Here is a 20,167-nt window from a genome sequence, read left to right on the forward strand (position 1 = left end):
AATCGTTAGCGTTAAGCGGTTTGCGCCGCGTTGTCAGCCTGGCCGACGGCGTTTTCACGCTCCTGGGCCAGCAGCTGTTTTTCGTAAGCTTTGAGAAATGGCAGGTACATAACCATGGCGGTGGCCATACAAATGAGGCACAGGATCACCGGGCTAAAGCTCCAGTTCGCCGCCCACGAGGCGCCGATAGGCGCCGGCGTTGTCCACGGCGTCATCGACACTACGCGGCTGACCAGGTCCAGCTTCAGCGCGAAGTACGCCAGGGTCGCGTTGACCATCGGCACCAGCACGAACGGCAGGAAAAACAGCGGGTTCATGATGATCGGCGCGCCGAACAGAATCGGTTCGTTGATGTTAAATACGCCCGGCACGACCCCCATCCGGCCGATCGTCCGCAGATGTACGGCCTTGCTGCGCAGCAGCATCAGCGCCAGCGGCAGGGTGGAGCCGACGCCGCCGATCAGCAGATAGTGATCCCAGAAGCCCTGGACATAGATGTGCGGGATAGCGGTGCCAGCGGCCATGGCCGCCTGATTGACCGACAGGTTGGCCATCCAGAACGGGTTCATGATCCCGGTGACGATCAGCGCGCCGTGGATCCCGGCGAACCACAGCACCTGACAGACCAGCACCGACAGCAGGATCGCCGGCAGCGTATCGGAAGCCGCGACCAGCGGCTTCACCAGCGACATGATCGCTTCCGGAATGATCATCCCCAGCTGGGCTTCGATAAACAGGTTCAGCGGATGCAGCGTCAGAATGATCGCCAGCACCGGGATCAGGATTTCAAACGAGCGCGCCACCCCGGCAGGCACTTCCGGCGGCAGGCGAATGGTGATGTTATGCCGTTTGAGGAAGGCGTACAGCTCGGTGGAATAGATGGCCACCAGAATGGCGGTAAAGATCCCCTGACCGGAGAAGTAGGCAGTAGAGATCTGGCCATCTTTCAGCGGCGCGGCTACCAGCAGAAACGACATCAGCGACAGCATCCCGGCGGTCAGCGAGTCCAGATGATGGTGTTTGGCGAGGCTGGCGGCGATCCCGACGGCGATAAACAGGGTCATCACCCCCATGCTGAAGTTGAACGGCAGCATCAGCGCATCGCGATGATCGAGCGAAAATTGCAGCCAGGCGCGGGCAAACCCCCACGTCGTATCCGGAGAAAACGGCGGGAAGATAAACACCAACAGGAACGAGCCGACGATCATAAAGGGCAGGGCAGTGATAAAGCCATCGCGGATCGAGGTGACATATTTTTGCTGGCCGATCGCGCCGGCCATAGGCGTGATCTGCCGTTCGATCACGTCGATCAGTTTAGCGTACAGAGAGCTCATGATCTTTCCTTAGTTCTTGTTTTCGATAAGGGAAAGGGCGAAATCAAGGACCGCGGCGCCTTTTTGCATGCCGTAGTCCATCATATTGATGGGTTCGACGCGGATACCGTATTTATCCGCCTGTTTTTGCAGGTCCTGCTGCATGTATTTCACCTGCGGCCCCAGCAGCACCACCTGATAATGGCCAACCTGTTCGGCAAACTCCGCTACGCCATAGGCGTTGATCTCTACCGGCAGGCCCCGCTGTTCGGCTTCCGCAATCATTTTTTTCATCAGCAGGCTGGTGGACATGCCTGCCGAACAACACAACATAATTTTTTTCATAATTACCGCTCCTGATGAGGTTGGATGAGCGGACTATAGTCAAAATGGATGCATTACGGAAAGCGCTTTCCGTTTGTGGATTTATTAATTGTGACCATGATCACCTATGGCAGGCTTTCACTTTCCGGTATTGTGGGCGATCATCCCGGCGAGACAACCATTCGCAAAGGTAGGAGTATGAACATTCAGTTAATGAATGTGGCCGTGGACATCATCGAGCAGCGGCTGGCGCCGCTGGCGAATGTTCTGACGCGCAACAACCACATTACGGCGATGCGCGATAGCTTTGCGCTGGCTATGCCCTTTGTGATCGTTGGCAGCCTGTTAGTTCCCATTTTGTTTCCGCCCGTTTCCATCGACGGCGCCTCGCGTTTCGGCCAGGTCTATTTGCTGCTGCGGCCTATCCTGCTGCCGACCTTTCAGCTAACTATTGGCCTGGTGGCGCTGATTGTCGCCTTCGGCGCCAGCGCCAGTCTCGCCAAGCAGTACCGTCTGCCGGAACGGCTCTGCGGTTTAACCGGGTGTCTGGCTTTTCTGCTGTTTATCGGCTTTCGCGAGACTGCGGTGAGCAATGTTTATCTCGGCGGTATGGGGATATTTACCGCCCTGATATCCAGCACCTATTCCATTGAGATAATTCGCTTTTTCTACAAAAAAGGCTGGTGCATTCGCTTGCCTGATGAAGTGCCGCTGATGACCCGCAATGGCTTTCAACTGCTGATCCCGCTGCTGGTGGTGATGCTGTCGATAAGCGTGATGAATGCCATACTGCTGCAGACCACCGGACGCATCGTACCGGAGTTGATCAGCGAAGCGGTGCGGCCGCTGGTGCTGGCGTCCGACACGCTGATGGCGGTACTTATTTCTTTATTTATCTGTAACTTACTCTGGTTTATCGGTATCCACGGCGCGCTGATCATCACCGGGATCATGAACCCCTTCTGGATGACCTATCTGTTTGAAAATCAGCAGGCGCTGGCGGCGGGTTCGCCAACGCTGCCGCATATTTATCTGCAGGGGTTCTGGGATTTTTACCTGCTGATCGGCGGTATTGGCTCCACTTTGCCGCTGGTGCTGATGGCGATGCGCAGCCGCTCGCGGCAGCTGAAAAGCGTGGCCAAGATTGGCCTGCTGCCGTCGCTGTTTAATATCAACGAGCCAATACTGTTTGGTTTTCCGGTGATCATGAACCCGGTTTTTTTACTGCCGTTTCTCTTTGTTCCCCTGATAAACGCCTGTATCGCATGGTATTTAACTCAGCTGGGTATTCTCGATCGCGCGGTGGCGATGCTGCCATGGTCGATGCCTTCCCCGCTGGGGGCGGCATGGTCGGCGAACGGTAGCTGGAAAAATTTGTGCATGAGCCTGTTCGCGATGTTTAACGCCTGGATGCTCTATCGCCCCTTCTTCAAAGTGTACGAACGTCAGCTCGCGGAAACCGAACGCTGATCCTCTCGCCGTCGGCGGCTTATCCCCCGGCGGCACCTGCTCATCTCCTCCTCCTTCCGCTCCACTGCCGGCTCCCGGCGTCATTCTTGTCATTTTATGTGATCAGTCTCACGAATATATTCGCCGCAGAGCTAATTTTGTGAACCAGATAGGCAATTATGGAAAGCGCTTTCCGTAAGTGGATGTACATTTCCGTTTTTGATCCGTAAATTTCCCCTCCGTTATCGGTTCGTGTTAACAAACATAACGTGGGAAAAAATAATGATAAAGCTGAAACACTCAATACCTCTGGCTCTCCTCTCGCTGGCAGGGGCCAGCAGCCCGGCCTGCGCCGATCCGAAGTATGATTTTGCGCTGCATGGCTATATCCGCTCCGGGATCCTGGCGAACTCCGATGGCAACCGCGCGGACTCCGTCGGCCTGATGCCAGACGGTAAGTGGCGACTGGGCAACGAAGAAGACACCAAGATCGAACTGATCCCCACCGTGACGCTGACGGCGGACAGCGGCGTGGTGGCGAAAGTGCAGGCCAACCTCACTCACCAGTCGAAATGCACCTCCGACTGGAACTGTCAGGATGACGATGGCCATGACGTACAGTTTCGTGAAGGGTTCGCCGAGTTGAGCAATCTGGATTTTGCGCCGGAGATGACCTTCTGGGCCGGTAAGCGCTATAGCAGCTCCAACACCTCCAGCCATCAGTTCGACTGGGAGTACATTCAGTACAACGGCACCGGCGGCGGCTTCGACAACATGGATCTCGGCTTCGCCCGCTTCGACGCCGGGGTGTACGCCTTTTCACCCACCGATGAAACCAAAGCCTACCCGGTGGATAAGGGAGATCAGGGCTACCCGGATGACTATTCCCTCAACCTGTGGCTGAAAAAGATCGCGGGGACAGGCTTCGATCTGGAGCTGATCGGCCACCACATGAACCGTAACGAAAACCATCCGACTTCCGCCGAGAAGGGCTATGGCGTGACCGGTATTTATAACTTTGACGGCTTCTATGGTCTGACCGGAGGATACTCCCGCCTCGCATTGCAGTACGGGAAAGGGCTGGCGGCGGGTGACTCGCTGGGTAAAAACGGCTGGGGCTGGGCCAACCTGGAAAACACCCAGTCCTGGCGAGTGGTGCTGGATAGCGTGGCCTCGATGGGCGACCTGGAGATCTCGACCTTCGCTTTCTGGCAGAAAGATAAAAACTACCGCTGGTGGACAGAAGATGAAAATGGCTGGGGACGCTCGATGTGGGTCGCTGGTATCCGCCCTTATCATCAGATCACCCGCAACTTTGCCATGCAGTACGAGCTGGGCTACGAATACCTGGATGACAAAAACTACAAAGGAGTAAACGGCAAAGGCAAAGGCGGCCTGACCAAAGTCACCGTTGCGCCAACGCTGACCTTTGACTCCGGTTTCTGGGCGCGTCCGCAGCTGCGCTTCTTCGTCACCTACGCGAAGTGGGATAAAGGTGTCTCCGATGCATTAGACGGTAACTACAACTGGGATACCAATACCATCACCGCCGGCGGGTATTCCCGCAGTGGCTCTACCGATACCGTTAACTTCGGCGTACAGGCCGAGGTCTGGTTCTAAGGAGAGAGAACGATGAAGCCGATGAAAAACCTGCTGCTGATGGGGCTGCTGTCCGCGCTGGGGGCCGGCGGGGCGCTGGCCGCCGAGCGCTCGCACTTTACGCACTTTATCACTCGCGACGGCGCCACCCTCAAGGACGGCGACAAGGTGTTTCGTTTCGCCGGGATCCACGCGCCGGAGCTGCACCGCATTGAAGACGACGCCCGCGGCCCCTGCAGGGCAGACCCGCGCGGCTGGGGACAATACTTTAAATGGCCAACGGCCCAGGAGCAACAAAACTGGATCCAGGCGATGGTGCAAACCGGGGCGAAAGCCCAGCGCGTCTACGTGCTGTCGGTGCAGCAGGAATTTGATAAGGCCTGCGGGCGCGAGACCCATATTCTGGCGCCGGAAACGGCGGACGGCATGCCGCGGCTGAATGAGAAAGCCATGCGGGTGTATGACAACATGATTGCCGAAGCGGATAAACAGGGATTGCGTCTGATCCTGCCGTTTATCGACCACTGGTGGTGGTGGGGCGGGCGCGAGCAGCTGGCGGCGTTCTATCATGAAAAAGCGGAAGACTTTTATCGGACCGATAGCAAGACCTTCAAAGCCTATCTGGATGTGATCCGCCAGGTTATCACCCGGACAAATACCGTCACCGGCCGCGCCTATTATGATGAAAAGGCGATCATGGCCTGGGAAACCGGTAACGAGCTGGAGGATACCAACGCCGATTTCCTGCATCAGACCGCGGCGTGGATTAAAAAATGGGCCCCTCATCAGCTGGTGGTGGATGGCACCTATAAGAAAATCAATTCCTTTGCGCTGACCGACCCCAATGTGGATATCGTCAGCAATCACTATTACACCAATGCCGATAATAACCATCCCGGGCAGGTGACGCAGGATCTGCGCGCCGTCGGCGGACAAAAAGTCTATCTCGTCGGCGAATTTGGCCTGCTGCCGGCGGATCAACTGAACGCCATTATGCAGTCGATTGTTCACAGCGACGTCAACGGGGCGCAAGCCGCCGGCGGGCTTATCTGGGGCTTCCGCGGCCATCGTCACGACGGCGGCTTCTACTGGCATAAGGAGTCGACCGGGCACTATAGCTACCACCTGCCGGGGTTTGCCAAAGAAGGCGAAGCGAACCAGGAGCAGGCGGTGGTCGATCTGGTGCGCACCGCCGCGGCGCAGATGGCCGGGCAGCAGACGATGGCGCCGCTGCCGAAGCCGGACGCGCCTTTGCTGCGCGAAACCACCTCGCCCTTCGCGATCAACTGGATGGGCGCTGCGGTAGGACGCAGCTACGATGTCGAACGCGCCGCCTCACCGACCGGGCCGTGGACGGTGGTGGGCCGGGATATCTCCGATGGCGTTAACGAATGGAATCCGGAAACCATGGTTCTGTTCCGCGACGATTATCGTCAGCTTCAGCTCGGGCACACGTATTACTACCGGGTGACGGCGAAAAACGAGAGCGGTCGTTCGGCCCCTTCCAATGTGATTAGCGTGCAGCATAGCGAGGAGAATCAGCCGCCGGTTGTCACGCTGGAACCGGCCCTAACCACCACGCAGGACCAGGGCGTCGAGCTTACGGCCAGCTGGCAGGACGATGGCCTGCCGTCGCGAGAGGTTAAGGTGGGCTGGCAGCACGCCGGCGATGGCCAGGTGCATTTCTGCCATGCCGATTGGGCTCAAACCCGGGCCTGGTTTACGGCGCCAGGCACCTATGCGCTGACGTTCACGGCGGACGATGGGCTGCTGAAAAGCAGCAAAACCGTGACCGTGACGGTAGGCGAGGCGACGGGGAAAGCGCCAGCGGATTTTTGTCGTTATCACGGCGAAGTTTATGGCGTGGCTGAGGGGCGGCTGACGGTGATGAAGAGTGATAAAGACGCGCTGACAGTTGGTGAGGACGGCTTCCTCGGCCCATTTGCCAACGAGGGGGATAAGGTCAGCTGGCAGGTGCAGGCGCCGTGGAGCGGTCAGTTCCTGCTCAATGTAACCTTCAACGGCAAATGGGGCGGTAAGCAGAATTCATTTGTCGTCAACGGGGGCGCTCCGCAGACCGTGGCCTTCCCGCAGACGGATGAGCAGGGCCAGCAGCTGCGGATACCGGTGACGCTTAAAGTCGGGAGCAATCAGATTGACTTCGGCCGCTTCGCCGGCGACTGGGGCTATATGTTCATTAAATCGATCGAAGTGGTCGCTGAGTAGTACGTTCAGGCTGCGCCAGACGGGCGCAGCCTTTTTTCGAAGGAGAGGTTATGCAGCAGTATCAGTTTCCGCAAGGGTTCCTGTGGGGGGCGGCGGCGTCCGGCCCGCAAACGGAAGGAGTCACCAATAAGCGCCATCGTTCCATCTGGGACAGTTGGTTTGCCGAACAGCCGGAGCGATTTTATCAGCAGGTAGGGCCGCAAACCGTGTGTGATACTTATCATCAGTATCCGCAGGACGTGGCGCTGATGAAACAGACCGGCTTCAACTCATTTCGTACCTCGATACAGTGGTCACGACTGATCGCTGATTTGGAAACCGGCGCGCCGGACCCGGACGCGGTGCGTTTTTATCACGCCTATCTGGATGAGATGATCGCTAACGGCATTGAGCCGATGATCAATCTCTACCACTTTGATATGCCGGAAGCACTGCAGAAACAGTACGGCGGCTTTGAATCGGCGCACGTAGCCGAGCTGTTTGCCCGCTTTGCCCGCACCGCCTTTAGCCTGTTTGGCCATAAGGTTAAATACTGGATAACCTTCAACGAGCCGATTGTGCCGGTTGAGGGAGGCTACCTGTACGACTTCCACTATCCATGTAAGAAAGATGGTCGGCTGGCGGCGCAGGTGGCGTTTAACATTATGCTGGCGCACGCCAAAGCGGTAACGGCTTATCGTGAACTGGCGCTGGCGGGCGAGATCGGCGTGGTGCTCAACCTGACCCCGAGCTATACCCTCACCGACAGCGACGCGGATAAAAAAGCCGCCGGGTATGCCGACCTGTTTTTTAACCGCAGCTTCCTTGACCCGCTGGTAAAACATGAATTCCCCAAAGCGCTGTGCGAGATCCTTGCCGCCCACGACTGCCTGCCGACGACCAGCAAAGACGACGCGGCGTTGATCCTCAGCGCGGATATCGATTTTCTTGGGGTAAACTATTACGTGCCGCGGCGGGTAAAAGCGCGTGAGAGCGAATATGACCTCGATTATTTCACCCCGGAATACTATTTCGAAAACGCGGTGAACCCGCAGGGCCGCTTTAACCCTTATCGTGATAACAACGAGATCCTGCCGCAGGCGATCTATGACATTGCCGCCAATATTCGCGATAACTACGGCAATATTAAGTGGTATCTCGCGGAAATCGGCATCGCGATGGATCGACAATCAGAGGGCGAGCCCGGGGCGGACGGGGTGATAGACGATACTTTCCGCATCCAGCTGATGGAGGAGCATCTGGTGCAGCTGCATCGGGCGATAGCCGACGGCGCGAACTGCTTTGGCGTGCACCAGTGGACGTTTATCGACAACTGGTCGTGGATCAATGCCTTCAAACGGCGCTACGGCTTCTGGCGACTGGATCTGGAGACCGGCGAGCGACAGATAAAACGCAATGCGCTGTGGTTTGCCGAACTGGCGTCCAGCAACGGTTTTACCAGCGATAAATAGCGCGCTGCGCCAGCGCTCCCTCTCTCCGGCGCGGAAAGGGGGAGCGCGCGAGGTTACACCAGTTCGTCTTTATTAATACCCAGCCGCTTCATGCGTGACAGGAGCGTGGTGCGCTTGAGCCCCAGCCGCTGGGCGGCGCCTTTCGGCCCGGCCACCACGCCGTTGCTCTCCTTCAGCACCCGGACGATCAGCTGATATTCATCCTCACCTTCCTCAGGCAGGACCGCCGGCGTCCGCGGGGCTTCCACGATATCCCGCTCCGGCAGGGAGAGCTGCAGTACGTTGCCGCGGGTGAGCAATACCGCCCGTTCGATAACGTTTTCCAGCTCGCGCACGTTGCCCGGCCACTCCATACGCGTCAGAGTGCGCAGGGTTTCCGCCGGAATGCTGTCGATATTGCGCCCCATGCGGCGGGCGATTTTAAAGGTAAACGCCTTCACCAGCAGCGGGATATCGTCGGGACGTTCGCGCAGCGGCGGCAGGTGGATCGGGAACACGTTGAGCCGGTAGTAGAGATCGCTGCGGAATTCCCTGTCGATAACCATCTGCTTGAGATCGCGGTTGGTGGCGGCGATCAATCGAACGTCGGTCTGAATCAGCTTGTTGCTCCCCAGACGTTCGAACTCCTGCTCCTGGAGGACGCGCAGCAGTTTGGGCTGCAGTTCCAGCGGCATATCGCCCACTTCATCGAGGAACAGGGAGCTTTTGTCCGCCAGTTCGAAGCGGCCGATACGCTGGGCGCTGGCCCCGGTGAACGCGCCGCGTTCGTGGCCGAACAGATCGCTCTCCAGCAGCCCGGCGGGCATCGCCGCGCAGTTCATCTTCACCATCCGCCGACCGTTGCGTCCGCTGAGGTTGTGGATAGCGCGGGCGATAAGCTCTTTGCCGGTGCCGGTTTCGCCGAGGATCAGCACGGTGCTGTCGCTGTGCGCCACCATCTCGACCTGCTTGAGCACATTGTTCATCGCCTCGCTGCGGCCGATAATCTCCCCGAATTCGCTCTCGACATTATTAAGCTGCTCGGTGAGGGCGAGGTTCTCATCCACCAGCCGCTCTTTCAGGCGCTGAATTTCGCGGTAGGCGAGGGCGTTATCGATAGCGATCGACACCCGCTCGGCGATCTGCCGCAGCAGCTTGAGATTGGTGGTGGTGAAAACCTGTTCGTCGCACTGCGCCAGCTTAAGCACCCCGAGCAGGGTATTGCCGGACATCAGCGGCAGCAGGCACAGGGTCTTGATCTTATTGCCCCACATCTCGAAGAGCATTTTCTCATACGGCGCGAGAGTGTCATGCTCGTGCAGATTAAGCAGCAGCATCTCTTTGCTTTTGAACACGCGCTCGGTGAGGGTGCCGGCTTCATCCACCTCGCTCTGGTCGTGAACCGGGTGGCTGGCGTCAAGATAATGCGTGGAATAGATGTTGAGCTTCCCCTTGCGGTCGCTGCGCAGCACCACGCTGATGGCGTCGATCCGGAAGTAGCGATGGATCTCTTTCGCCACCTCGCTGACCAGCTCGTCGATATCCAGTCGCGAGAGCACCGCGTTGGTGATCGCCACCAGGATGCGAAAGTTGTCGCGCTCGTGGCACAGCAGATCGTAATCGACGTTATTGCTGACCCGGTTCTGAATCTGTTCGGTGACGACGGCGACGATCTGCGCGAAGGTATGCAGCCGCTGGAACTCTTTCTCGCTCCACGGCCGGTTGTCACGGCGGAGGAATTCGCAGCCGCCGAAGATCCGCCCGTCCGCCGCCAGCGGCAGCAGCGAGTAGTATCCGAACGGACGATACAGTCCGCTGCGGATAAGCTGCGGCCAGGTGTCGGCAAAGGTTTCATGATCGCAATGCAGGGCATCCGGCCGGGAGAGTAAGCGACGCACCGGACCGTGGGCCAGGACGGTTTCATCCTCGTAGCTTACCGGATGGCCGGCCTCATCGCAGGCGTACCTGGCCGCGCGGTGATTACCCGCGTTCCACAGGATGATGGCCGCCTCATCGGCCAGCGCGGACTGTTGCACCAGACGGGTCAGGGTTTCGCTTAGCGCGGCCAGATCGGGCTGCTGTAATAAAAGCCGGGTGATATCGAACAGCCCCTGCTGGCCGAGATCGCTCATCGGTGTATACGACATTGCTTACGTCCAAAACGCGCCGACAACGCGGCGCATAAGAAAATGATGGTACAAATAATAGTATGTTAATAAAGCGGTTATTGCCGCTTTAACCCATCCATGGGCGCCCGCTGGTTTGGGCAAAATAATTACGCTGGCTTTTTCCCGGCTCGCGCTGCGCTTAGCCGGGCTACATGTGCGCGCAGTTTTGTAGCCCGGAAAAGGCGCCAGCCGCTATCCGGGACCCGACGCCGTCGTTAACAAATTCTCGGCAGCGGTTCGGCGTGGGGAAGATCGAGCGTCCGCTTCACGCCGTACAGCCCAACGGAACGTACGCCCGGGTGGACGACCACTTCGCCGATTATCGCCGCATCGCGTCCTAACGCGTGAGACCGCAAATGCGCCAGCACGTTTTCCGCCTCGTCGCGGGCGACGGCGAGCACCAGCTTGCCTTCATTGGCGAAGTTCAGGGCGTCCAGACCAAGCAGCTCGCAGACGCCGCGCACCGTGTCGTTGACCGGCAGCGATGCCTCCTGCAGTTCGATGCCGCAGCCGCTGGCGGCGGCGAACTCATGGGCGACCGCGTTAACCCCGCCGCGGGTGGCGTCGCGCAGGGCTTTCACTCCGCTCAGCGGGCGCAGGGTCTGGATAAGCGGCGTCAGCACCGCGCAGTCGCTGGACAGCGCGCCGTCCAGCCCCATCTGCTCGCGCAGGTTAAGGATGGTGGCGCCATGATCCCCCAGCGTGCCGCTGACCAGCAGCACATCACCGGCGCTAATCTGCTGCGTTCCCCAGCGAATGTCCGCCGGGATGGCGCCGATGCCGGCGGTGTTAATAAACAGCTTATCCGCCGCGCCGCGCGGCACCACTTTAGTGTCGCCGGTGACGATGGCGATCCCTGCCGCCCGGGCGGTGTCGGCCATGCTGGCGACCACCGCTTCCAGGGTGGCCATCTCCAGCCCCTCTTCGAGAATAAAGCCGCAGGAAAGATAGCGCGGGATGGCGCCGCTGACCGCCACATCGTTGGCGGTACCGCAGACGGCAAGCTTGCCGATATTGCCGCCGGGAAAGAACAGCGGGTCAATCACGTAGCTGTCGGTGGAGAAGGCGAGGCGGTCCCCCTGGGCGGCGAGCGCCGCCAGATCGAGGCGCGCCTGATCCTCCTGCTCCGCCAGCCAGGGGTTGGCGAAGGCCTGCATAAACAGGTCGCCGATCAGCTGCTGCATTGCCTGTCCCCCGCTACCGTGGGCTAACTGGACGCTTTTCATACTTCATTTTCCTGACTGCGATATTGATACCAGGCGGCGCAGGCCCCTTCAGAGGAGACCATTAGCGCGCCAAAGGCGCTTTGCGGATTGCAGGTGCTGGCGAAGAGCGGGCACTGGTGCGGTTTACAGCGGCCGGTCAGCACCTCGCCGCAGCGGGCGCGCGGGTCGTCGCACACGCGCTGCGGCGCCGGGCGAAAATGCGCCTCGGCATCGAAGCGCTGATAGGCTGGCGTAAGCTGCACGCCGGAGTCGCTGATGACCCCCAGGCCGCGCCATTCGCTGTCGCCATCCAGGCGGAAGACGTCGGCCATCGCCGCCTGCGCCAGCGGGTTGCCCTCATCCGGCACCACGCGACGGTACTGATTTTCCACATCGCTGCGCTGCGCTATTGTCTGCTCAACCAGCATCACCGCGCCTTGCAGTAGATCAAGCGGTTCGAAACCGGCGACCACTAAAGGACGGTGATAGTCGCTGGCGATAAAGCCGTAGGCCTCGGTGCCGATCACCATACTGACGTGGCCCGGGGCGAGAAAGGCGTCGATTCCGTTCTCCGGCTGGTCCAGCAGGCTGCGCAGGGTCGGCAGCAGGGTGATGTGCTGGCAGAAAAAGTAGAAGTTATCGACGTTGCGCTCTCGCGCCTGACGCAGGGTCAGGGCGGTAGCGGGCATGGTGGTTTCGAAACCGAGACCAAAAAAGACCACCTCGCGCTGCGGATTTTGCTGCGCCAGCCGCAGAGCGTCCATCGGCGAGTAAACGATGCGGACATCGGCGCCGCGGGCTTTCGCCTGCAGAAGCGAGCCGTTTTTACCCGGCACGCGCATGGCGTCGCCGAAGGTGCAGAAGATCACTCCCGGGCGGCTGGCAATCTCAATGCAGGCGTCGATGCGCCCCATCGGCAGGACGCACACCGGGCAGCCGGGACCATGAATAAATTCGATGTTCTCCGGCAACAGTTGGTCGAGCCCGAATTTAAAAATGGCATGGGTATGGCCGCCGCAGACCTCCATGATGCGCAGCGGTCGCGCGGCGGTGTGCGGCAGCAGACGAGCACGCTGCTGAAGATGGGCCACCAGCTGCATCACCTGTTCGGGGGCGCGGTATTCATCTACGTAACGCATTATCGCTCCTCGCCGTACAGCAGCGCGCCGACGTCCGGCTCCACGTCAAACATATTTTGCAGCGCCTCGAGGGTGTCGCGGGCTTCGGCTTCATTAATGACGCTCATGGCGAAGCCGACGTGCACCAGCACCCACTGGCCGAGCCGCGGCTGGCCCTGCTCATCAACGGCGCCGACCAGCGTCAGGTCGACGTCGCGCTGAATACCGCAAACTTCCACCTTCGCCAGCACGCCGTCGATGGCGCAAATTTGTCCCGGAATGCCTATGCACATCGCTGCGTCTCCAGCCAGGTGAGCCACTGCTCCATGCCTTCGCCGCTGGTGGCGGAGACAAGAATAATTTCAATATGCGGATTGACCTCGCGGGCGCAGGCCAGGCACCGCTCAACGTCGAAATTGAGATACGGCAGCAGGTCGACTTTGTTGAGCAGCATCAGGCTGGCGGCGGCGAACATATGCGGATACTTCAGCGGTTTGTCTTCGCCTTCGGTGACCGACAGCACCGCCACCTTATGGCGCTCGCCGAGATCAAAGCTGGCCGGGCAGACCAGGTTGCCGACGTTTTCGATAAACAGAATGCCGCGGTCAGCCAGCGGCAGGCGCGGGGCGGCGTCGGCGATCATCTGGGCGTCGAGATGGCAGCCTTTCCCGGTATTGACCTGAATCGCCGGAGTGCCGGTGGCGCGAATGCGGGCGGCATCATTGACCGTTTGCTGATCGCCTTCAATCACCGCGCAGTCGGCGCGTCCTTTCAGCCGGGTGAGGGTTTCGGTGAGCAGGGTGGTTTTGCCGGAGCCGGGGCTGGAAACCAGATTCAGCACCAGCTGCTGTTTTGCTGCGAAGCGTGCGCGGTTGCGTGCCGCCAGGCGGTTGTTTTTATCCAGCACGTCGATCTCCACTTCCAGCATCCGCCGTTGGCTCTGCCCCGGGGCGTGGGTACCCGCTTCGCCGTGGCCGTAATGCAGGTCGCCCTCTGGCGTGCGGGTGGGGGCGAAGTGGTCGATTTTGACACCGGTGATGGTCATCGTCTGGCGTGGGGCGGGCGCGAAGGGGGCGCTGCGGAACGCGGAATGCGGGTTTCGTTCGTCTCCTTCAATATAGAGGTTGCCTTCGCCACAGCCGCATGTTGTACACATAATTTACTCCAATTCTAAACGCTGAATCTGTAAGCCGTCATCCGCCACGATCTGCAGCTGGTCGTTATTGCAGTGCGGGCAGCGGCGAACGTGCTGCGAGACAAGATGGACGTACTGCTGACAGCGATCGCACCAGCATTCAGCCTGTTGTTCGGCGATATGCAGTTCGCACCCCTCCGCCAGCGTGCCGCGGCAGACCAGCTCAAAGCAGAAGGTCAGGGCGCTGGCTTCCACGCAGGAAAATGCGCCGACCTTAAGCCACACGCCGGTAACCCGCCGCGCGCCGGCCTGCTGCGCCTGTTGTTCAATAATTTCCAGCGCCCGCTGGCTGAGGGTGATTTCGTGCATAGTCGCCTCCGTATCGCGATGCGCCTTCTATGCAATAACGATGCCAGAATGAAATCGTCGTGGCAGTCAATGTCGATGTCGACGCCCCGGGGCTGTCATCGACATGTCGTATCGGCAGAGGTCGATATAAAAACATAGTTAAATCAATTAAATAAAATCTGGCATGAAAAATGCTTAGAGGGTGCATCTCATGCTACGGAGAAACCGATATGACTATTTGGGAAATAAGTGAAAAGGCGGATTACATCGCCGACCGTCACCGGCAGCAGCAGGAGCAGTGGCACATCTACTGTAACTCGCTGGTTCAGGGGATCACCTTGTCGAAGGCCCGCCTGCATCACGCGATGAGCTGCGCGCCGGACAAAGAGCTGTGCTTCGTGCTGTTCGGCCATTTTCAGGTGTTCGTCGCCCTCGCGGAAGGCTTCAACAGCCACACCATCGAGTACTACGTCGAAAACAAAAACGGCGGTGATAAGTATCTGATTGCTCAGGCCACCCTCGCAATGGATGGCACGGTGGACGGCCGCATCAGCAACCGCTCCCGCGACCAGGTGCTGGAGCACTATCTGGCGATTATCGCCACCGTCTATGACCGTCTGTATGACGCCATGGAACAAGACCAACCGGTGGATTTAAGCCATCTGGCGCTGACCCACTGATCGTAAGGTGTCGACACGTGTCGAAAATGACACCTGCGCAACCTGATTTCGTCAAAAATGACTTTCACCCGAGGATGACCCGGTGAACCGTTTTGTAATTGCTGACTCCACTGTCTGTATCGGCTGCCGCACCTGCGAAGCCGCCTGCTCTGAGACGCATCGCCAGCACGGCCTGCAGGCTATGCCGCGGCTGCAGGTGATGCGTAATGAAAAAGAATCGGCACCGCAGATGTGCCACCACTGTGAAGATGCTCCCTGCGCCACCGTCTGCCCGGTTAACGCCATCCAGCGCGTCGATGGCGCGGTCCAGCTCAACGAGAGCCTGTGCGTAAGCTGCAAACTGTGCGGCATTGCCTGCCCGTTCGGCGCCATTGAATTTTCCGGCAGCCGCCCGCTGGATATCCCGGCGAATGCCAATACCCGGCTGGCGCCCCCCGCGCCGCCGGCGCCGGCGCGCGTCAGCTCGCTGCTCGACTGGGTACCGGGCGTGCGCGCTATTGCCGTGAAATGCGACCTCTGCCACTTCGATGACCAGGGCCCGGCCTGCGTGCGGACCTGTCCGACCAACGCGCTGATGCTGGTGGATAGCCGTGATATCGCCCAGGCCAGCAAGCGTAAACGCCAGCTGACCTTTAATACCGACCTTGGCGACTTGTCGCTGTTCCAGGCGCAACAGGGGGAGAGGGAATGAGTGTAATTGGATTAGTGAATCAGGCGGTGGCGTGGTATGCCGCCAGCGCCGTACTGGCCTTTCTGTTTGCCATGCGCAAACCGCTCAGCGGCGCCATTGCCGGGATCGGCGGCGCGGTGGCCAGCGCCATGCTGGTGGTCGCCGGCGGCGCCGCGCTGCTGATGCCGGAGCGGATCCACGGCGGCATGCTGCAGTTTCTCCACCTGACGATACGGGTAGGGGGCGTCAACGCGCTGTGGCTGCTGGCCATCGGCCTGTCGGCGCTGCCGGTGTCATTGTTCAATATTAGCTGGCATCGCCACCCGCAGGTGAAGGCCAACGGCCCGCTGGTCAATCTGCTGCTGGCCGCCGCGACCTGCGCGGTGGTGGTGACCAATATCGGTTCACTGGTGGTGATGGCGGAGATCATGGCGCTCTGCGCGGCGTTTCTCACCGGCTGCGCCGCCTCCGGTAAGCTGTGGTTTGCCCTGGGGCGTCTCGGTACTCTGCTGATGGCCTGGACCTGCTGGCTGGTGTGGTCAACCTACGGCACCCTCGAGCTGGCGCAGATCAACCTTCAGGCGGTGGATATGATGCAGAACCCGCTGCTCTGGCTGCCGGGTCTGGTGGGGTTCGCCCTGCTGGCCGGGGCGATCCCGCTGCACGGCTGGGCGCCGCAGGCTCACGCCGGGGCCAGCGCGCCGGCCGCCGCGCTGTTTTCCACGGTGGTAATGAAGGTTGGTCTGTACGGCATGCTGACCGTTTCGCTGGCCGGCGGCGTGCCGCCGCTGTGGTGGGGCGTGATGCTGCTGGCGCTGGGGATGATCACCGCCTTTATCGGCGGACTGTATGCGCTGATGGAGCATAACATTCAGCGCCTGCTGGCCTATCACACCCTGGAGAATATCGGCATTATCCTGCTGGGGCTGGGCGCCTTCGTCACCGGCGTGGCGACCCGCAACAGCACGCTGATGGTGCTGGGCTTTATCGGCGGCATGTATCACCTGATTAACCACAGCCTGTTCAAAACCACGCTGTTCCTCGGTGCCGGAGCGGTGTGGTTCCGCACCGGTCATCGCGATATCGAGAAGCTGGGCGGCATCGGTAAAAAAATGCCGCTGATCTCCCTCGCCATGCTGGTGGGGCTGATGGCAATGGCTGCCCTGCCGCCGCTGAACGGCTTCGCCGGCGAATGGGTTATCTATCAATCCTTCTTCAAAATGAGCACTGGCGACCTGTTTATCGGCCGTCTGCTGGGGCCGCTACTGGCCGTTGGCCTGGCGATCACTGGCGCACTGGCGGTGATGTGTATGGCGAAAGTCTACGGCGTGACCTTCCTTGGCGCGCCGCGGACGAAAGAGGCGGAAAACGCTACCTGCGCCCCCTGGCTGATGATCCTGAGCGTGGTGCTGGCGGCGGTTTTCTGCCTCGTTGGCGGCATCGCCGCGCCGTGGCTGCTGCCGCTGGTGAGCGGCGCCTTCCCGGTGCAGGCTCAGGTATCGAGCGTGGTGTCGCAGCCGATGATCGCGCTGCTGCTTATTGCCTGCCCGCTGCTGCCGTTCCTGCTGATGCTCTTCTTTAAAGGCGATCGCCTGGCGGCGCGCTCGCGCGGCGCGGCGTGGGTCTGCGGTTATGACCACGAGCAGTCGATGGTGGTAACGGCCCACGGCTTTGCCATGCCGGTGAAAGAGGCCTTTGCGCCGTTGCTGAAGCTGCGTCACTGGCTGAACCCGGTGCGTCTGGTGCCGGGCTGGCAATCGGCCTCGGCGCCGGCGCTGCTGCGCGGGATCGCGCTGGTTGAGCTGGCGGTGCTGGTGGTGATTGTCATTTCGCGAGGAGCCTGAGAATGAGTCTGTTAATTGCATTGCTACAGGCGCTGGTGCTGTTTGCCGTCGCGCCGCTGTTGTCCGGGATCGTTCGCGTCGCCCGCGCGCGGCTGCATAACCGCCGTGGACCGGGGGTACTGCAGGAGTATCGCGATATTCTGAAACTGCTGGGCCGCCAGAGCGTCGGTCCTGACGCCTCGGGCTGGGTGTTTCGCCTGACGCCGTACGTCATGGTGGGCGTGATGCTGACCATCGCCACCGCGCTGCCGGTGGTGACGGTAGACTCCCCGCTGCCGGTGCTGGGAGATCTCATCACCCTGATCTACCTGTTCGCCATCGCCCGTTTCTTCTTTGCCATTTCCGGTCTGGACACCGGTAGCCCGTTTACCGCGCTGGGCAGCAGTCGCGAAGCGATGCTCGGCGTGCTGGTGGAGCCGATCCTGCTGTTGGGCCTGTGGGTGGCGGCGCAGGTCGCCGGCTCGACCCATATCAGCGCCATCACCGATACCCTTTACCACTGGCCGGCGGCGCGCAGCATTCCACTGATTCTGGCGTTATGCGCCTGCGCCTTCGCCACCTTTATCGAGATGGGCAAACTGCCGTTCGATCTGGCGGAAGCGGAGCAGGAGCTGCAGGAAGGGCCGCTGTCGGAATACAGCGGCAGCGGCTTTGGCATCCTGAAGTGGGGCATCAGCCTCAAACAGCTGGTGGTGCTGCAGATGTTTGTCGGGGTCTTCTTCCCGTGGGGCCAGATGACCAGCTTCAGCGTCGGCGGCCTGCTGCTGGCGCTGGTGGTCGCCATCGTTAAGCTGGTGGTTGGGGTGCTAATTATCGCGCTGTTTGAAAACAGCATGGCGCGTCTGCGTTTTTGTGCCACCTCCCGCGTCACCTGGGCCGGGTTTGGTTTCGCCTTTTTAGCTTTCGTCTCCTTGCTGGTGGCGTGATTAAGAGAGTTTGAGCATGTCTGAAGAAAAAATCGGTCAACACTACCTTGCGGCGCTGCACCAGGCCTTTCCCGGCGTGGTACTGGACGAAGCCTGGCAGACTAAAGACCAGTTAACCATCACCGTGAAGGTCAACTACCTGCCGGAAGTGGTGGAGTTTCTCTACTACCAGCAGGGCGGCTGGCTGTCGGTGCTGTTCGGCAACGATGAACGTAAGCTCAACGGCCACTACGCGGTCTATTACGTGCTGTCGATGGAGCAGGGCACCAAATGCTGGATCACCGTGCGCGTGGAAGTGGACGCCAACAAACCGGAATACCCGTCGGTGACGCCGCGCGTCCCGGCGGCGGTATGGGGCGAGCGCGAAGTGCGTGATATGTACGGCCTGGTGCCGGTCGGCCTGCCGGACGAACGCCGGCTGGTGCTGCCGGACGACTGGCCGGACGAACTCTATCCGCTGCGCAAAGACAGCATGGATTATCGCCAGCGTCCGGCGCCGACCACCGACGCCGAAACCTACGAGTTTATTAACGAGCTCGGCAGCAAGAAAAACAACGTGGTGCCGATTGGCCCGCTGCACGTCACCTCTGATGAACCTGGCCACTTCCGCCTGTTCGTTGACGGCGAAAACATTATCGACGCCGACTACCGCCTGTTCTACGTCCATCGCGGGATGGAAAAGCTGGCGGAAACCCGCATGGGTTATAACGAAGTGACCTTCCTGTCGGACCGGGTGTGCGGCATCTGCGGCTTCGCCCACAGCACCGCTTACACCACCTCGGTGGAGAACGCGATGGGCATCGTGGTGCCGGAGCGGGCGCAGATGATCCGCGCCATTTTGCTGGAGGTGGAACGCCTGCACTCGCACCTGCTGAACCTCGGTCTGGCCTGCCACTTTACCGGCTTTGACTCCGGCTTTATGCAGTTCTTCCGCGTGCGCGAAACCTCGATGAAGATGGCAGAGATCCTTACCGGCGCGCGTAAAACCTACGGCCTGAACCTGATCGGCGGGATCCGCCGCGACCTGCTGAAAGAGGACATGATCCAGACCCGTCAGCTGGCGCAGCAGATGCGGCGCGACGTGCAGGAGCTGGTGGATATGCTGCTCAGCACGCCGAATATGGAACAGCGTACCGTCGGTATTGGCCGTCTGGACCCGGAAATCGCCCGCGACTTCAGCAACGTCGGCCCGATGGTGCGCGCCAGCGGCCACGCCCGCGACACCCGCGCCGACCACCCGTTTGTCGGTTACGGCCTGCTGCCGATGGAAGTCCACAGCGAGCAGGGCTGCGACGTGATATCTCGCCTCAAGGTGCGGATCAACGAGGTTTACACCGCGCTGAATATGATTGATTTCGGTCTCGATAACCTGCCGGGCGGCCCGCTGATGGTGGAGGGGTTCACCTATATTCCGCACCGCTTCGCGCTGGGCTTCTCCGAGGCGCCGCGCGGCGACGATATCCACTGGAGCATGACCGGCGACAACCAGAAACTGTACCGCTGGCGCTGCCGGGCGGCGACTTACGCCAACTGGCCGACCCTGCGCTATATGCTGCGCGGCAACACCGTTTCCGATGCGCCGCTGATCATCGGCAGCCTCGACCCGTGCTACTCCTGTACTGACCGCATGACCGTGGTCGATGTACGCAAGAAGAAGAGCAAAGTGGTGCCATACAAAGAGCTGGAGCGCTACAGCATCGAGCGTAAAAACTCGCCGCTGAAATAAGGAATC

General features: G+C 60.1%; 17 protein-coding genes. 9 read left to right on the forward strand and 8 right to left on the reverse strand.

Annotated elements, in window-relative coordinates; translation table 11 throughout:
* Positions 1-11: 11 nt before the first annotated feature.
* Together KHQ28_RS16490 and KHQ28_RS16495 are read right to left on the reverse strand one after the other, a co-directional pair.
* Complete coding sequence (locus KHQ28_RS16490; protein WP_002914981.1) at positions 12-1,334, reverse strand: PTS cellobiose transporter subunit IIC; 1,323 nt, start codon at positions 1,332-1,334, stop codon at positions 12-14.
* A 9-nt stretch (positions 1,335-1,343) separates the two neighbouring features.
* Positions 1,344-1,658, reverse strand: coding sequence for a PTS sugar transporter subunit IIB (locus KHQ28_RS16495; RefSeq protein WP_002914979.1), 315 nt, complete (start codon positions 1,656-1,658; stop codon positions 1,344-1,346).
* 177 nt (positions 1,659-1,835) lie between these two features.
* On the opposite strand from KHQ28_RS16495, the gene KHQ28_RS16500 reads away from it, so the two are divergent.
* From KHQ28_RS16500 to KHQ28_RS16515, 4 genes are all read left to right on the forward strand, one after another.
* A complete protein-coding gene (locus KHQ28_RS16500) occupies positions 1,836-3,107 on the forward strand; it encodes a PTS sugar transporter subunit IIC (protein ID WP_004151052.1) in 1,272 nt (423 codons plus the stop codon).
* Positions 3,108-3,368: 261 nt separating this feature from the next.
* Complete coding sequence (locus KHQ28_RS16505; protein ID WP_002914972.1) at positions 3,369-4,706, forward strand: carbohydrate porin; 1,338 nt, start codon at positions 3,369-3,371, stop codon at positions 4,704-4,706.
* Between the two features lie 12 nt (positions 4,707-4,718).
* A complete protein-coding gene (locus KHQ28_RS16510; protein ID WP_032418407.1) occupies positions 4,719-6,911 on the forward strand; it encodes a CBM35 domain-containing protein in 2,193 nt (730 codons plus the stop codon).
* A gap of 50 nt (positions 6,912-6,961) precedes the next feature.
* Positions 6,962-8,362 (forward strand): glycoside hydrolase family 1 protein, encoded by a 1,401-nt coding sequence (locus tag KHQ28_RS16515; RefSeq protein WP_004181046.1) that lies wholly within the window; start codon positions 6,962-6,964, stop codon positions 8,360-8,362.
* Between the two features lie 53 nt (positions 8,363-8,415).
* Here the strand turns inward: KHQ28_RS16515 and flhA are convergent, their stop codons facing one another.
* From flhA to hypA, 6 genes are all read right to left on the reverse strand, one after another.
* Positions 8,416-10,488 carry a formate hydrogenlyase transcriptional activator FlhA gene (gene flhA / locus KHQ28_RS16520; protein ID WP_032418408.1) on the reverse strand — a complete coding sequence of 691 codons (2,073 nt, stop codon included), beginning with the start codon at positions 10,486-10,488 and terminating at the stop codon, positions 8,416-8,418.
* 236 nt (positions 10,489-10,724) lie between these two features.
* Entirely contained in the window at positions 10,725-11,735 is a 1,011-nt protein-coding gene (gene hypE / locus KHQ28_RS16525; protein WP_032418409.1) for a hydrogenase expression/formation protein HypE, read from the reverse strand.
* Complete coding sequence (hypD, locus tag KHQ28_RS16530; RefSeq protein ID WP_004151048.1) at positions 11,732-12,853, reverse strand: hydrogenase formation protein HypD; 1,122 nt, start codon at positions 12,851-12,853, stop codon at positions 11,732-11,734. The genes hypE and hypD overlap by 4 nt, the downstream gene beginning before the upstream one ends.
* The gene (locus tag KHQ28_RS16535) at positions 12,853-13,125 is read right to left on the reverse strand and encodes a HypC/HybG/HupF family hydrogenase formation chaperone (RefSeq protein ID WP_002914934.1); all 273 of its coding nucleotides are present in this window, start codon (positions 13,123-13,125) and stop codon (positions 12,853-12,855) included. Before KHQ28_RS16535 ends, hypD begins: the two co-directional genes overlap by 1 nt.
* Positions 13,116-13,988 (reverse strand): hydrogenase nickel incorporation protein HypB, encoded by an 873-nt coding sequence (gene hypB / locus KHQ28_RS16540; protein ID WP_004890205.1) that lies wholly within the window; start codon positions 13,986-13,988, stop codon positions 13,116-13,118. Before hypB ends, KHQ28_RS16535 begins: the two co-directional genes overlap by 10 nt.
* 3 nt (positions 13,989-13,991) lie before the next feature.
* A complete protein-coding gene (hypA, locus tag KHQ28_RS16545) occupies positions 13,992-14,336 on the reverse strand; it encodes a hydrogenase maturation nickel metallochaperone HypA (RefSeq protein WP_002914928.1) in 345 nt (114 codons plus the stop codon).
* A 209-nt stretch (positions 14,337-14,545) separates the two neighbouring features.
* Between hypA and hycA the strand changes: the two genes are divergently transcribed.
* From hycA to hycE, 5 genes are all read left to right on the forward strand, one after another.
* The gene (hycA, locus tag KHQ28_RS16550; protein WP_002914925.1) at positions 14,546-14,995 is read left to right on the forward strand and encodes a formate hydrogenlyase regulator HycA; all 450 of its coding nucleotides are present in this window, start codon (positions 14,546-14,548) and stop codon (positions 14,993-14,995) included.
* Positions 14,996-15,077: 82 nt separating this feature from the next.
* Positions 15,078-15,686, forward strand: coding sequence for a 4Fe-4S dicluster domain-containing protein (locus KHQ28_RS16555; protein ID WP_004151047.1), 609 nt, complete (start codon positions 15,078-15,080; stop codon positions 15,684-15,686).
* Positions 15,683-17,509, forward strand: a complete 1,827-nt coding sequence (gene hycC / locus KHQ28_RS16560; protein ID WP_032418410.1) for a formate hydrogenlyase subunit 3 — start codon at positions 15,683-15,685, stop codon at positions 17,507-17,509. Before KHQ28_RS16555 ends, hycC begins: the two co-directional genes overlap by 4 nt.
* Before the next feature lie 2 nt (positions 17,510-17,511).
* Positions 17,512-18,435: a respiratory chain complex I subunit 1 family protein gene (locus KHQ28_RS16565; protein ID WP_004149485.1), complete on the forward strand. Its 924-nt coding sequence runs from the start codon at positions 17,512-17,514 to the stop codon at positions 18,433-18,435.
* 16 nt (positions 18,436-18,451) lie between these two features.
* Positions 18,452-20,161, forward strand: coding sequence for a formate hydrogenlyase subunit HycE (gene hycE, locus KHQ28_RS16570; RefSeq protein WP_004151044.1), 1,710 nt, complete (start codon positions 18,452-18,454; stop codon positions 20,159-20,161).
* The last annotated feature ends 6 nt before the right edge of the window (positions 20,162-20,167 follow it).

Source organism: Klebsiella sp. 28 (genome assembly GCF_018223905.1).
Lineage (GTDB): Bacteria > Pseudomonadota > Gammaproteobacteria > Enterobacterales > Enterobacteriaceae > Klebsiella > Klebsiella pneumoniae.